Annotated in this window: 16 protein-coding genes and 2 pseudogenes; 13 read left to right on the plus strand and 5 right to left on the minus strand. The window is 67.5% G+C overall.

Going from position 1 to position 13424, the window contains the following annotated elements; all coding sequences use genetic code 11:
• Nucleotides 1-624, minus strand: a 624-nt coding sequence (locus tag VMD50_RS12025) for an acyl-CoA dehydrogenase family protein (protein WP_325427977.1), incomplete at its 3' end; no start/stop codon positions are given.
• A complete protein-coding gene (locus VMD50_RS12030) occupies nt 624-1877 on the minus strand; it encodes a cytochrome P450 (RefSeq protein WP_325427978.1) in 1254 nt (417 codons plus the stop codon). The genes VMD50_RS12030 and VMD50_RS12025, both read right to left, overlap by 1 nt.
• Before the next feature lie 182 nt (nt 1878-2059).
• Here VMD50_RS12030 and VMD50_RS12035 point away from each other — a divergent pair, with 182 nt between their 5' ends.
• The 4 genes and pseudogenes from VMD50_RS12035 (at nt 2060) to VMD50_RS12050 (ending at nt 4549) form a co-directional block, all read left to right on the plus strand.
• Complete coding sequence (locus tag VMD50_RS12035) at nt 2060-3223, plus strand: steroid 3-ketoacyl-CoA thiolase (RefSeq protein ID WP_325427979.1); 1164 nt, start codon at nt 2060-2062, stop codon at nt 3221-3223.
• Between the two features lie 7 nt (nt 3224-3230).
• Nucleotides 3231-3620 carry a DUF8021 domain-containing protein gene (locus VMD50_RS12040; RefSeq protein WP_325427980.1) on the plus strand — a complete coding sequence of 130 codons (390 nt, stop codon included), beginning with the start codon at nt 3231-3233 and terminating at the stop codon, nt 3618-3620.
• A gap of 10 nt (nt 3621-3630) precedes the next feature.
• Nucleotides 3631-4086: a nitroreductase family deazaflavin-dependent oxidoreductase gene (locus VMD50_RS12045; RefSeq protein ID WP_325427981.1), complete on the plus strand. Its 456-nt coding sequence runs from the start codon at nt 3631-3633 to the stop codon at nt 4084-4086.
• 3 nt (nt 4087-4089) lie between these two features.
• A pseudogene (locus VMD50_RS12050) lies at nt 4090-4549 on the plus strand (nitroreductase family deazaflavin-dependent oxidoreductase).
• Nucleotides 4550-4624: 75 nt separating this feature from the next.
• On the opposite strand, the gene VMD50_RS12055 reads toward VMD50_RS12050, so the two are convergent.
• Together VMD50_RS12055 and VMD50_RS12060 are read right to left on the minus strand one after the other, a co-directional pair.
• Nucleotides 4625-5530, minus strand: a complete 906-nt coding sequence (locus VMD50_RS12055) for an SDR family oxidoreductase (RefSeq protein WP_325427982.1) — start codon at nt 5528-5530, stop codon at nt 4625-4627.
• Nucleotides 5531-5544: 14 nt separating this feature from the next.
• A complete protein-coding gene (locus VMD50_RS12060; protein WP_325427983.1) occupies nt 5545-6330 on the minus strand; it encodes an SDR family oxidoreductase in 786 nt (261 codons plus the stop codon).
• A 57-nt stretch (nt 6331-6387) separates the two neighbouring features.
• On the opposite strand from VMD50_RS12060, the gene echA20 reads away from it, so the two are divergent.
• The 9 genes from echA20 to VMD50_RS12105 all read left to right on the plus strand — a co-directional run bounded on the left by echA20 (nt 6388) and on the right by VMD50_RS12105 (nt 12710).
• A complete protein-coding gene (gene echA20, locus VMD50_RS12065) occupies nt 6388-7140 on the plus strand; it encodes a (7aS)-7a-methyl-1,5-dioxo-2,3,5,6,7,7a-hexahydro-1H-indene-carboxyl-CoA hydrolase (RefSeq protein WP_325427984.1) in 753 nt (250 codons plus the stop codon).
• The gene (gene ipdA, locus VMD50_RS12070; RefSeq protein WP_325427985.1) at nt 7137-8021 is read left to right on the plus strand and encodes a cholesterol ring-cleaving hydrolase subunit IpdA; all 885 of its coding nucleotides are present in this window, start codon (nt 7137-7139) and stop codon (nt 8019-8021) included. Before echA20 ends, ipdA begins: the two co-directional genes overlap by 4 nt.
• Nucleotides 8018-8761, plus strand: a complete 744-nt coding sequence (ipdB, locus tag VMD50_RS12075; protein ID WP_325427986.1) for a cholesterol ring-cleaving hydrolase subunit IpdB — start codon at nt 8018-8020, stop codon at nt 8759-8761. Before ipdA ends, ipdB begins: the two co-directional genes overlap by 4 nt.
• Entirely contained in the window at nt 8758-9831 is a 1074-nt protein-coding gene (gene ipdC / locus VMD50_RS12080; protein ID WP_325427987.1) for a (3aS,4S,5R,7aS)-5-hydroxy-7a-methyl-1-oxo-octahydro-1H-indene-4-carboxyl-CoA dehydrogenase, read from the plus strand. The genes ipdB and ipdC overlap by 4 nt, the downstream gene beginning before the upstream one ends.
• Before the next feature lie 55 nt (nt 9832-9886).
• Nucleotides 9887-10309, plus strand: coding sequence for a PNPOx family protein (locus VMD50_RS12085; RefSeq protein WP_325427988.1), 423 nt, complete (start codon nt 9887-9889; stop codon nt 10307-10309).
• Between the two features lie 42 nt (nt 10310-10351).
• Nucleotides 10352-10999 (plus strand): SatD family protein, encoded by a 648-nt coding sequence (locus tag VMD50_RS12090; protein WP_325427989.1) that lies wholly within the window; start codon nt 10352-10354, stop codon nt 10997-10999.
• Entirely contained in the window at nt 10996-11736 is a 741-nt protein-coding gene (locus VMD50_RS12095; protein ID WP_325427990.1) for a hypothetical protein, read from the plus strand. Before VMD50_RS12090 ends, VMD50_RS12095 begins: the two co-directional genes overlap by 4 nt.
• 67 nt (nt 11737-11803) lie before the next feature.
• Complete coding sequence (locus VMD50_RS12100) at nt 11804-12286, plus strand: helix-turn-helix transcriptional regulator (RefSeq protein ID WP_414686052.1); 483 nt, start codon at nt 11804-11806, stop codon at nt 12284-12286.
• Nucleotides 12279-12710: a VOC family protein gene (locus VMD50_RS12105; RefSeq protein WP_325427992.1), complete on the plus strand. Its 432-nt coding sequence runs from the start codon at nt 12279-12281 to the stop codon at nt 12708-12710. Before VMD50_RS12100 ends, VMD50_RS12105 begins: the two co-directional genes overlap by 8 nt.
• Nucleotides 12711-12794: 84 nt before the next feature.
• Here VMD50_RS12105 and fadA6 read toward each other — a convergent pair.
• Nucleotides 12795-13424, minus strand: a pseudogene (gene fadA6, locus VMD50_RS12110) (steroid 3-ketoacyl-CoA thiolase FadA6); the annotation flags it as partial.

Below are 13424 nucleotides of genomic sequence, written 5' to 3' on the forward strand. Positions count from 1 at the left end.
CATCGCGGCCAGCGCCAGCTGGTTGACCCGGTGCGCCCCATTAGTCTCGGCGCCCGCCAACACGTCGGAATCACCGACCGCCACACCGTCGAACGTGACCGTGTATTCGTCCGAACCATTCGACGTCGGAGTGCGCACCAACCGCACGCCGTCGGCCTTGGGCGACACCACCACGACCGCGCTGTCGGCGGTAACGATCACCCAATCCGCTTGTTCGGCATAGGGAACGGCGACCTTGGTGCCCGACAGCCGTCCGCCGCCGAAGGTGGTGGCGGGCCGGTCGGGCAGCGCCGCGCCGGGCTCGTTGAGCGCAGCGGTCAGCACGCCGCCCTTGGCGACGCCGGCCAGGAAGCGGTCCTGTTGCTCCTCGGACGCGAGGTCGAGCAGCGGCACCACGCCGAATCCCAGCGTTGCCAGCGCCGGCGTGATCGCGCCGTGGCGACCGACCTCCGTGAGCACCGTGGCGACCTCGGGCAGACCCACGCCGTCGCCGCCAAGGCGTTCGGGCACCGGCAGCGCCGTCACGCCGCCGCTTACCAGCGCCTCCCACGAGAGATCCCGGTCCAGCACCGACGTCGCGACGTCGGCGACCGCCTGCTGCTCGGCGGTGAGCTCGAAGTCCATCAGTGATCCACCGGGCACTTGCCGGTGTAGTCGACCTGCCAGTGCTTGATGCCGTTGAGCCAACCGGACCGCAGGCGTTCGGGTTTCGACAGTGGCTTCAGGTCGGGCATGTGGTCGGCCACGGCGTTGAAGATCAGGCTGATCGTCATCTTGGCCAGGTTGGCGCCGATGCAGTAGTGCGCGCCGGTGCCGCCGAAACCGACGTGCGGGTTGGGGTCGCGAAGGATGTTGAAGGTGAACGGATCGTCGAAGACTTCCTCGTCGAAGTTGGCCGACCGATAGAACAGCACTACCCGCTGACCCTTCTTGATCTGCACACCCGACAGTTCATAGTCCTCGAGCGCCGTGCGCTGGAAGCAGGTCACCGGGGTAGCCCAGCGGACGATCTCGTCGGCCGCGGTCTCCGGGCGTTCCTTCTTGAAGAGCTCCCATTGGTCGGGGAAGTCGGAGAAGGCCATCATCCCCTGCGTGATGGAGTTTCGGGTGGTCTCGTTGCCCGCCACCGCGAGCATCATTACGAAGAAACCGAATTCGTCGTCGGAAAGCTTTTCGCCATCGATGTCGGCGTTGATCAGCGTGGTGACGATGTCCTCGCCGGGATTCTCTGCCTTCAGAGCAGCCATCTGCATCGCGTACGTGAGCACCTCCATCGACGACGCCTTGGCATCGATGTCGGCGTACTCAGGATCGTCGCTGCCGGTCATCTCGTTGGACCAGCGGAAGAGCTTGTCGCGGTCCTCTTGCGGCACCCCGAGCAGATCAGCGATCGCCTGCAGCGGCAGCTCACAGGCCACCTGCTCGACGAAATCACCGGAGCCGGCGGCCGCCGCGGCCTTGGCGATGTTCTGGGCGCGCTCGTTGAGTTCGTCGCGCAGCCGTCCGATGGCGCGCGGCGTGAACCCGCGGGAGATGATCTTGCGCAGCCGGGTGTGGTGCGGCGCGTCCATGTTGAGCATGACGAACCGCTGAAGGTCGATGTCCTCACGCGCGATGTCGTCGTTGAACCGCGGTATCACGCAGTTCTCGTAGCTGGAGAAGATGTCGCTGCGCCGGGAGATCTCCTTGACGTCGTTGAGCTTGGTGATCGCCCAGAAGCCGCCGTCGTGGAAGCCGCCGCCCTTGCCCGGGGCCTGTTCGTTCCACCAGATCGGCGCCGCCGCGCGGACCTCGGCAAACTCTTCGACGGGGATCCGCTCGATGTAGATGTCGGGGTCTGTGAAATCGAACCCGGGAGGAAGGTTGGGGCTGGGCACGCTACTTCTCCTTAACTGCTGGTCCTATGCTGGTCCGGCGACCTGGCCACTGGCTGGCGATCCCAGGACACTAGCTCTCCTAGTGGAGCTCTCTTGCCAGTAAAACATGCCTCCACCGTAGAAAAAAGGCGCCGAAGCATCGTCGCTTGTCATAGTAATGAAACGTGTTCTAGCCTGGCCCCATGGGTAACCCGGTAATCGTTGAAGCCACCCGCAGCCCGATCGGCAAGCGCAATGGATGGCTCTCAGGACTGCACGCCACCGAGCTGCTGGGCGCGGTGCAGAAGGCACTGGTGGAGAAGGCCGGTATTGACGCCGGCGATGTCGAGCAGGTCGTCGGCGGCTGCGTGACGCAGTTCGGCGAACAGTCCAACAACATCACCCGGGTGAGCTGGCTCGTTGCCGGCCTGCCGGAGCACGTCGGCGCCATGACCGTGGACTGCCAGTGCGGCAGCAGCCAGCAGGCCAACGGCCTGGTCGCCGGCCTGATTGCGGCGGGCGCCATCGACATCGGCATCGCGTGCGGGATCGAGGCCATGAGCCGCGTCGGGCTCGGCGCCAACGCGGGCCCCGACCGCAGCGTCCTGCGGCCCGCGTCGTGGGACATCGATCTGCCCGACCAGTTCACCGCTGCCGAGCGGATCGCCAAGCGGCGCGGCATCACCCGCGAGGACATCGACGCCTTCGGATTCCAGTCGCAGCTGCGCGCCAAGCGGGCCTGGGACGAGGGCCGCTTCGACCGGGAGATCTCGCCGATCGAGGCGCCGGTGCTCGACGAGCAGAAACGGCCCACCAGCGAGCGCCACATGGTGGGCCGCGACCAGGGCCTGCGCGACACCACGATGGAGGGGTTGAGCCAGCTCAAGCCGGTCCTGGAGGGCGGCATCCACACGGCGGGCACGTCGTCGCAGATCTCCGACGGCGCCGCGGCGGTGTTGTGGATGGACGAAGACAAGGCCAAGGCGCTCGGGCTGCGGCCGCGCGCCCGGATCGTCAGCCAGGCGCTCGTCGGCGCCGAGCCCTACTACCACCTGGACGGCCCGGTGCAGTCGACGGCAAAGGTGCTGGAAAAGGCCGGGATGAAGATGGGCGACATCGACATCACCGAGATCAACGAGGCCTTCGCGTCGGTGGTGTTGTCCTGGGCGCGGGTCCACGAACCCGACATGGCCAAGGTCAACGTGAACGGCGGTGCGATCGCGCTCGGCCACCCGGTGGGCAGCACCGGCAGCCGGCTGATCACCACCGCGCTGCACGAGCTGGAGCGCACCGATCAGAGCACCGCGCTGATCACCATGTGCGCGGGCGGCGCCCTGTCCACCGGCACCATCATCGAGCGCATCTAGCGCGGCGGTGCACGTTTCTGAAGAAAGCCGGATCGCCGCGGCGCAGGCCTACATCGACGCCCTCGTCAGCCATGACGGCCATGCGGTCCCCTTCGCGGACGGGTGCACCCGCGTCGAGCAGGGGATCAAGAACGGGTTATCCGGAAAACACCTGCGGCGCAGCCTCACCTGCGGGCCGCAGTACCGGGTCATCGCCGCCGCGACCCCGCCGGATTACCGCATCGCCGGCGACGAGGTTTACGCGGCATATGCCGTGCTGACGAAGGCGGCCTTTGGCGGTCGGCGGCTGGCCGCGCGGGTCGACGAGACGTTTGTGATTCCCGCCGAAAGTTCAAGCGGCCGAGCCGAGATTCACCACATCAAGGTGCGCTTCCAACCCTTCATTCAGCGGTCCTAGGATCACTGTCATGCCGAAATCTCCGCCACGGTTTCACGACACGCCATACGCCGACTTCTTCATCAAGTGGATGTCGCGCCTCAACACGTTCATGTACCGCCGCAACGGCGGCGAGGGCCTCGGTGGCACCTTCCAGAAGATTCCCGTCGCCCTGCTGACCACCACCGGCCGCAAGACCGGCGAGCCCCGGGTCAGCCCGCTGTACTTCTTGCGCGACGGCAACCGCGTGGTCGTCGCGGCCTCCAAGGGGGGCGCCGCGAAAAATCCGATGTGGTACCTGAACCTGAAGGCCAATCCCAAGGTGCGGGTGCAGATCAAAAAAGAGGTGCTGGACCTGACCGCGCGCGATGCGACCGACGAGGAGCGCGCCCGCTATTGGCCGCAATTGGTGGACATGTACCCGTCCTACGAGGATTACCAGGCCTGGACCGACCGGACCATCCCGATCGTCATCTGCGACCCCTAACCGTTGTCGAGCCGACACCGTATTCGCAATTCTCGGCCGATTGCGGTGCTACTCAAATGGTTTGCGCGCGCACATTTGGGTGTATCGCCGAACCGATGGCAGGGTCGGCGCGAAACTGCTGCGCTTCCCCGCGGCCTTGCTGACCACGACCGGGCGCAAGTCGAACGAGCCGCGAACCACCGCGACCCTGTACCTGCGCGACGGTGATCGGGTGATCCTGCCGGCGTCGTTCGGCGGACGCGAGGAACACCCGCTGTGGTACCGCAATCTTCAGGAGAATCCCGCAGTGCAGGTGCAGATTCGGGCGCAGCGGCTCGATCTGGTCGCCGGGGACGCCACAGCCTCCGAACGCGACCGCTACTGGCCGGCGCTGACGCGGATGTATCCGCGTTATCGGAAATACCGCCAGGCCACCGACCGGGTGATCCCCTTGGTGGTGTGCGAGCCGCCTCGCCGAGCGTGAAGCCAGCGCGAAAAATCAGGCGCGAAAATCTCGCAACAGGTTCACGCTCGGCACGTTCGGCGTAGGCGAGTCGCCCTACGCCCCGTAAACCGGGACCGGCGGGCGCGCCTTCGCCAGCAGGTCGGCGACGACGGGCCCGAGCTCGGCGGGATCCCACCGCGCGCCCTTGTCGATCTGCGGGCCGTGCGCCCAGCCCTCGGCAACGCGGACCTTCCCGCCCTCGACCTCGAACACCTTGCCGGTGACGTCGCGGGATTCGGCGCTGCCCAACCAGACGACCAGCGGCGAGATGTTCTCCGGCGCCATCGCGTCGAAATCCTGGTCCTGCGTGGCCATCATCTCGGCGAAGACGGTCTCGGTCATGCGGGTGCGGGCTGACGGCGCGATCGCGTTGACGGTCGCGCCGTACCGGCCCATCTCGGCGGCGCCGACGAGCGTCAGCGCCGCGATGCCCGCCTTGGCGGCGCTGTAGTTGCCCTGCCCGACGCTGCCCTGCAGGCCCGCACCGGAACTGGTGTTGATGATCCGCGCGTCGACCGCCTTACCCTCCTTGGACAGCCCCCGCCAATACGACGCGGCGTGGCGCATCGTGGCGAAGTGGCCCTTGAGGTGCACGGCGATGACGGCGTCGAACTCCTCCTCGCTGGTGTTGGCCATCATCCGGTCGCGGACGATGCCGGCGTTGTTCACCAAAACGTCGAGGCCACCGAAGGTTTCGACGGCGGTCTGGACCAGGCCGGCCGCCCGGTTCCAGTCGGCGATGTTGGATCCGTCGGCGACGGCTTCGCCTCCGGCAGAGGTGATCTCGTCGACCACGCCCTGCGCGGCGCTGCCGCCGCCGGCGGGGGAACCGTCCAGGCCCACCCCGATGTCGTTGACCACCACCCGCGCGCCCTCGGCCGCGAAGGCCAGCGCGTGCGCGCGGCCGATACCGCCGCCCGCTCCGGTGACGATGACGACACGGCCGTCGACCACTCCCATATCCCTTGTCTCCTCTACTTGATCGCGCTCGCGTTCGTTGCGGCCAGGTAGTGCGGCGGCTCGCCGCCGCCGTGCACCTCCAGCGCTGCGCCGCTGATGTAGGCCGCCGCATCCGAGGCCAAAAACGCTGTGGCCCAACCGACATCCTCCGGCTTGGCCAGCCGGCCCAGGGGCACGTTCCTCGAGATCGCGGCGATCGACTCGGCGTCACCATAAAACACTTCCGACTGTTCGGTCTCCACCATCCCGACCACGCAGGCGTTCACCCGCACCTTCGGCCCCCATTCCACCGCCAGCGTCTGAGTGAGGCTTTCCAGGCCGGCCTTGGCCGCCCCATACGCCCCCGTACCCGGGGACGGCCGGCGGCCGCTGAGGCTGCAGATGTTGATGATCGATCCGCCGCGCGGCTGCTTTTGCATCGTGTCATTGGCGTGCTGCGAAACCCACAGCGCGCCAATGAGGTTGAGCTCGATGATCTTGCGGTTGAATTTCGCGCTGGCGTCGGCGGTCAGCACGTACGGCGAACCACCCGCGTTGTTGACGGCGACGTCGAGCCGGCCATGCTGCTCGATGATGGCGTCGATCATCGCCTTGACGGCGTCGTCGTCGCGCACGTCGCAGGAATGGAACTCGTAGGGCAAACCCTCGACGGGCCGTCGCGCGCAGGTGATCACGGTCGCGCCCTGCTCGGCGAAAACCGAGCTGATACCGGCGCCTACGCCGCGCACGCCGCCGGTGACCAGCACCACCCGCCCAGCCAGCCCCAGGTTGATACCGTCGGCTGCTTCGGCGGGAGTCACTGTGCTAGCGTACCAAGCAAGTGCTTGCTTAGGTAGTCAGCCCACCCAGGAAGTGCAATGACGATCACATCCACCACAACCGAACCGGGCATCGTCGCGGTCACCGTCGATTACCCGCCCGTCAACGCCATCCCCTCGCGCGGCTGGTTCGAACTCGCCGACGCGATCACGGCGGCCGGTGCGAATCCCGATACCCACGCGGTGATCCTGCGGGCCGAGGGCCGCGGCTTCAACGCCGGCGTGGACATCAAGGAGATGCAACGCACTAGAGCTTCTCAAGGGTTTACCGCCCTGATCGACGCCAACCGCGGCTGCTTCGCCGCGTTCCGCGCCGTCTACGAATGCGCCGTGCCGGTGGTCGCGGCGGTGAACGGGTTCTGCGTCGGCGGCGGCATCGGCCTGGTGGGCAACTCCGACGTCATCGTGGCCTCCGACGACGCCATTTTCGGCCTGCCCGAGGTCGAACGCGGCGCGCTCGGAGCGGCGACCCACCTGTCCCGCCTGGTGCCGCAGCACATGATGCGGCGGCTGTTCTTCACCGCCGCCACCGTCGACGCCGCCACCCTGCATCACTTCGGCTCGGTGCACGAGGTGGTGCCCCGCGATCAGTTGGACGAGGCCGCGTTGCGGGTGGCCCGCGACATCGCCGCCAAGGACACGCGCGTCATCCGCGCCGCCAAGGAGGCGCTCAACCTCATCGACGTGCAGCGAGTCAACTCGAGTTATCGCATGGAACAAGGCTTTACGTTCGAGCTCAACCTCGCCGGGGTGTCCGACGAGCACCGCGACGCGTTCGTGAAGAAGCCATGACCGACAAGAGAACCACCCTCGACGATGCCGTCGCGCAACTGCGCAGCGGCATGACGATCGGCATCGGCGGCTGGGGGTCGCGGCGCAAGCCCATGGCGTTCGTGCGCGCCATGCTGCGCACCGACGTCACGGACCTCACCGTGGTCACCTACGGCGGACCCGATCTCGGACTGCTCTGCTCGGCGGGCAAGGTCAAGCGCGTCTACTACGGCTTCGTGTCGCTGGACTCCCCGCCGTTCTACGAACCGTGGTTCGCCAAGGCCCGCACCGGCGGAGCCATCGAGGCCCGCGAGATGGACGAGGGCATGCTGCGCTGCGGATTGCAGGCGGCCGCAAACCGGTTGCCGTTCCTGCCGATCCGCGCGGGGCTGGGCAGTTCGGTCCCGGACTTCTGGGAGGGCGAGCTGCAGACGGTGACCAGCCCCTATCCGGCGCCGGGTGGCGGGCACGAGACGCTGATCGCCATGCCGGCCCTGCGCCTGGACGCCGCCTTCGTCCACCTCAATCTCGGTGACAGTCGAGGCAATGCCGCCTACACCGGCATCGACCCCTACTTCGACGACCTCTACTTGATGGCCGCCGAACGGCGCTACCTGTCGGTGGAGCGGGTGGTGTCGACCGAGGAACTGGTCAAGGCGGTGCCGCCGCAGGCGCTGCTGGTGAACCGGATGATGGTGGACGCGGTGGTGGAGGCGCCGGGCGGCGCCCACTTCACCACCGCCGCACCGGATTACGGCCGCGACGAGAAATTCCAGCGGCACTACGCCGAGGCGGCCGCAACGGACGAGGGTTGGCAGAAGTTCGTCCAGACCTATCTGTCGGGTAGCGAAGAGGATTACCAGGCGGCGGTTCGCGCATTCGCAGAGGAGGCCTCGAAGTGAGCACCCGGGCCGAGATCTGCGCCGTCGCCTGCGCCGACTTGTTCAGGGACGCCGGCGAAATCATGATCAGCCCCATGACCAACATGGCCTCGGTCGGCGCGCGGCTGGCGCGGCTGACGTTCTCGCCGGACATCCTGCTGACCGACGGCGAGGCGCAGCTGCTGGCGGACACGCCGCCGCTGGGCAAGATGGGGGCCATCGAGGGCTGGATGCCGTTTGGGCGGGTTTTCGAGACGCTGGCCTGGGGCCGGCGGCACGTCGTGATGGGCGCCAATCAGGTTGACCGCCATGGCAATCAGAACATCTCCGCGTTCGGCCCGCTGCAGCACCCGACCCGGCAGATGTTCGGCCTGCGCGGCGCCCCCGGCAATGCGATCAACCATGCGACCAGCTACTGGGTCGGCAACCACTCCAAGCGGGTGTTCTGCGAGGCGGTTGACGTGGTCTGCGGCATCGGCTGGGACAAGATCGACGCCGACAACCCGGCGTTCCGGTTCGCCAACCCGTATCGGGTGGTGTCCAACCTCGGCGTCTTCGACTTCAACGGCCCCGACAGGACGATGCGGGCGGTGTCCCTGCACCCCGGCGTGACCCCCGCCGACGTCCGCGAGAACACGTCGTTCGAGGTGGACGGCCTCGACACGGCCCAGGAGAGCCGGCTCCCGACCGACGACGAGCTGCGCCTGATCCGCGAGGTGATCGACCCGAAGGCATTGCGCGACCGAGAGATACGTTCATGAGGTTGCGCACGCCGCTGACCGAACTGGTCGGTGTCGAGCATCCGGTGGTGCAAACCGCAATGGGCTGGGTGGCCGGCGCCCGGCTGGTGTCGGCCACGGCCAACGCGGGCGGACTGGGCATCCTGGCTTCGGCGACGATGACGCTGGACGAGCTGGCGACGGCCATCGGCAAGGTCAAGGCCGCGACCGACAAGCCGTTCGGCGTGAACATCCGCGCCGACGCCGCCGACGCCGGCGACCGCGTGGAGCTGATGATTTGCGAGGGCGTGAAGGTGGCGTCCTTCGCGTTGGCGCCCAAGCAGGAGCTGATCGCCAGGCTGAAAGAGGCCGGGGCGGTGGTGATCCCGTCGATCGGCGCGGCCAAACACGCGCGCAAGGTCGCGGGCTGGGGCGCCGACGCGATGATCGTGCAGGGCGGCGAGGGCGGCGGCCACACCGGACCCGTCGCGACCACGCTGCTGCTGCCGTCCGTGCTGGACGCCACGGAGGGCACCGGTATCCCGGTGATCGCGGCGGGCGGATTCTTCGATGGCCGTGGGCTCGCGGCGGCGTTGTCTTACGGGGCCGCCGGCGTCGCGATGGGCACCCGGTTCCTGCTCACCTCGGATTCCACCGTGCCCGACGCGGTCAAACGGCGCTACCTCGAGGCGGCACTGGACGGCACCGTGGTCACCACGCGTGTCGACGGCATGCCGCACCGGGTGCTGCGCACCGGGCTGGTCGAGAGGCTGGAAAGCGGTTCGCCGGTAAGGGGTTTCGCGGCGGCGGTGCGCAACGCGGCGAAGTTCAAGAGCATGTCGCAGATGACCTGGGGGGCGATGATCCGCGACGGCCTGGCGATGCGGCACGGCAAGGAGCTGACCTGGTCTCAGGTGGTGATGGCCGCCAACACCCCGATGCTGCTCAAAGCCGGGCTGGTCGAGGGCAACACCGAGGCCGGCGTGCTGGCCTCCGGGCAGGTGGCCGGCATCCTTGAGGACTTGCCGTCGTGCGCCGAGCTGATCGAGTCGATCGTTCACGACGCGATCGCCCACCTGAAGGCCGCGGCGGCGCACATCGAACAGCCGTAATCCGGGGACCAACGACCCTGGCCCTGGCTCATGGCGCGGCGCCATCCTTGGATGCATGATGACCCTGGCCCCGAGTTCCTGGCCCACCCCGCTCTTGAACGCGGTTCGCACTTCCAACAGATACCTGCTCAACCCGCTGATGTTGCGGCTTGCCGGCCACAAGAACTGGTATGCGGCGGCGATCAAGCACACCGGACGGCGGTCGGGCAAGGAGTACACCACACCGGTCGTAGCCGAGCGCATCACTGATGGCTTCGTCATACCGCTGCCCTACGGCACTGACGTGGACTGGTTGCAGAACGTCCGTGCCGCGGGGCGAGCAACCATCTTGTCCCAGGGCGAAAGTTACGAGGAGGTGCAGCCCGAGATCATCGACGCAGCGACAGCCCTCCCGTTGCTGTCGGCCCAACGGCGGCGCACCTTTCAGCGAGTCGGCATTGACGCGTACCTCAAGACCAAGGACCAGCCGACGGATTAAGCCAGTTCCTAATATTTGTCAGAATTAAGCTAATATCTTCATATGGCTAGAGTGAAGGCTATTCCTTCACTTCGCGCGACGTTGATCGGCGACGTGGTGGGATCGAGGCGTGCCGGCGACAGGCCCGCCCTGCACCGACTGGTCGCCACCGCCCTGCGCCAGGTCGCCGGAGGCGCGATCGACCCGCCCGCCTTCACCGTCGGCGACGAGTTCCAGGGCAGCTACCCCACCCTCGGCGCCGCCATCGACGCGGCGTTGACGATCCGCCTGGCGCTCGCCCCCGAGATCGACGTCCGTTTCGGCATCGGCTGGGGCGCGGTCACCGTCCTCGACGCCAACACCGGAATCCAGGACGGGCCCGGCTGGTGGACCGCGCGAGAGGCCATCCAGCACACCGCCGAGACCCAGCGGCAGCCCGGCTTCACGCTGGTGCGCACGACATTCACGGCGGACGACGGCACGCGCACCGACGCCGCCGCCGTCAACGCGGCCCTGATTTGTCGGGACCATCTGCTTGGATCGCTCGATGAAAGATCGTTGCGGATTGTGAGGGGCCTGATGACCGGGCGAACCAAAAAGGAACTCGCCGCGGCCGAGGGCATCAGCCCGTCCGCGGTGTCCCAGCGGGCGGCCCGCGACGGTTTGGATCTGATTGTCGTTGCGTCTCAGTATCTCCGGGGTCTGCCGTGAGTGCCGTTGCGGTCCTGCTGCTCGCGGTCGGAATCGCCGACCTGTGCCGCCGGGCGGTCCGCGCCGCGTGGCCACCGCTGGCGGTCGGACCGGTCGTTGTGGTGACGTGCGCGGCGCTGGGTGCGCTGTGGCACGGCGGCGACATCCCCCTGCTCGCGGTGGCCGCCGTCGCGGCGGTCGCCTGGGAGTGGCTCTGCCTGCGCAGCGAGCGCAGTGGCCGGGAGCAAGCGGCCCCGTTGGCCGTGTTCGCCGCCGCGCTGGTGCTGCTGATCGTCTTGTCCGGATGGTCCTCGGCGGTCGGCGGCGTCGTCGCGCGGTGGTCGGCATGGGTGCAGCTGCCGCTGGGCCACGTGACGCCCACCCGGCTGCTGATGATCCTCGGTGTGGTGCTGGTGCAGTTCGCCACCGGAAATCAGTTGGTGCGCCTCGTGCTCGGCTCGGTGGGGGCGGTGCGCCCGGCCGGCGAGCCGCAGCCATCGGACCGGCTCAAGGGTGGCCGGCTGCTGGGCCCGATGGAACGACTGCTGATCCTGAGCCTCAGCGTCGGCGGGCAGGTGGCCGCGGCCAGCGCCGTCGTCGCCGCGAAGGGCATCATCCGCTTTCCCGAGTTGAGCGCCCAGAAAAACCGCAACGGGAACGTCGGCATCGACGAGGTGACCGAGTACTTCCTGGTGGGCAGCTTCACGAGTTGGCTGCTGGCGCTCGGCGGGATCGCGCTGGTGCTGGCCGCACGATGATCGCAACGCCGCCGCGCAACGACGTCGCCGTACTGGCTCCCTGATCTGCGCTTGCGGCGGGCAGACTATGGAGGTGGCACCTGTACCGGTAGCCCGCCACCTGCTTCGGGCCAAAGACCTCGTTGACGCGCGTTACTACGAACCGCTTTTCGTCGCCGACTTGGCAGCGGCCGCATGCCTATCTCCGGCGCACTTCAGTCGACGCTTCAAGCAGACGTTCGGCGAGTCGCCCCACCAGTACCTGCTGACGCGGCGGCTGGAACGAGCCGCCGGGTTGCTACGCGCGACCGACTGGACGGTGGCCGCTGTTTGCGTCGCTGTGGGTTGGGAAAGCGTCGGCTCGTTCACCACGAGCTTTCGCCGCATGTTCGGCGTGACGCCACAGAGCTATCGGGCCAACTTCCCACCCGCCGAGCGTCACGTAAGAATTCCGCGCTGTGTCGCGCTGGCCTACGGGCGGCCGCAAAACCGCACGTTTCGAGAAGACGATGAACCCGCGTCGTCCGTAGCGTCAGTGCAACACAACGAAGTCAGGAGAGCCGATGCTTAAGATTGCCAACGCGCAGTTCTGGGTGCATGACCAAGAGGCGGCCCTGGAGTTCTACACCAAAAAGCTCGGCTGGGAAGTCCGGGCTGATGTGACGATGCAGGCATGGAACTTCCGGTGGCTATGCGTCGGGCCCGTCGAGCAGGACGACGTCGGGCTGGTGCTGATGCCCGTTCCGGGGCCACCGATGCTCGACGCTGCGGCCAGCGCGCAACTGGCCGAGCTGGTGGCCAAGGGAGCAGGTGGCACCTTGTTCCTGGAGACCGACGATTGCCACGCCGCATACGACGAATTGTCTTCTCGCGGCGTTACGTTCAACGATCCCCCAACGCCGCAGGCCTACGGTATAGACACTTCCTTCCGCGACCCGTCCGGCAACAACATTCGGCTCACCGAAGTGCTCGAGTTCGATCCGGCACGCGGCTGATCAGTCGCCCGCCGCGCCGAGCGTGCGTAGTTGTACGTGACCTGCGGCGTGTCGGCGTACAAACACACGCTCGGCGGGAAGGGGTTACAGCCGCTCGATGATCGTGACGTTGGCCGTGCCGCCGCCCTCGCACATCGTCTGCAAGCCGTAGCGGCCGCCGATGCGCTCGAGCTCGTTGAGCATCGTGGTGAACAGCTTGGCCCCGGTGGCGCCCAGGGGATGGCCGAGGGCGATCGCGCCGCCGTTGGGGTTGACCTTCTCCGGGTCCGCCTTGACCTCCTTGAGCCAGGCCAGCACGACGGGCGCGAACGCCTCGTTGATCTCGACGGTGTCGATGTCGTCGATGGACAGCCCGGTCTTGTCCAGCGCGTACCGGGTCGCCGGGATGGGCCCGGTCAGCATGAACACAGGGTCGGCGGCGCGGGCGCTGATGTGGTGGATGCGCGCCCGCGGGGTCAGCTTGTGGTCCTTGACGGCCCGCTCGGAAGCCAACAGCACCGCGCTGGCACCGTCGGAAATCTGACTGGCCATCGCCGCCGTCAGCCGGCCACCCTCGACCAGTGTCTTCAAGCCGGCCATCTTCTCCAGCGACGACTCACGCGGGCCCTCGTCGACCCGGAACGGCCCGGATTCGGTTTCCACAGCGATGATTTCGTTGTCGAAGTGCCCGCCCCGGATCGCCGCGAACGCGCGCTCGTGGCTGGTGAGCGCGTA

Origin of the sequence: Mycobacterium sp., from assembly GCF_035506235.1 — a bacterium.
GTDB lineage: Bacteria > Actinomycetota > Actinomycetes > Mycobacteriales > Mycobacteriaceae > Mycobacterium.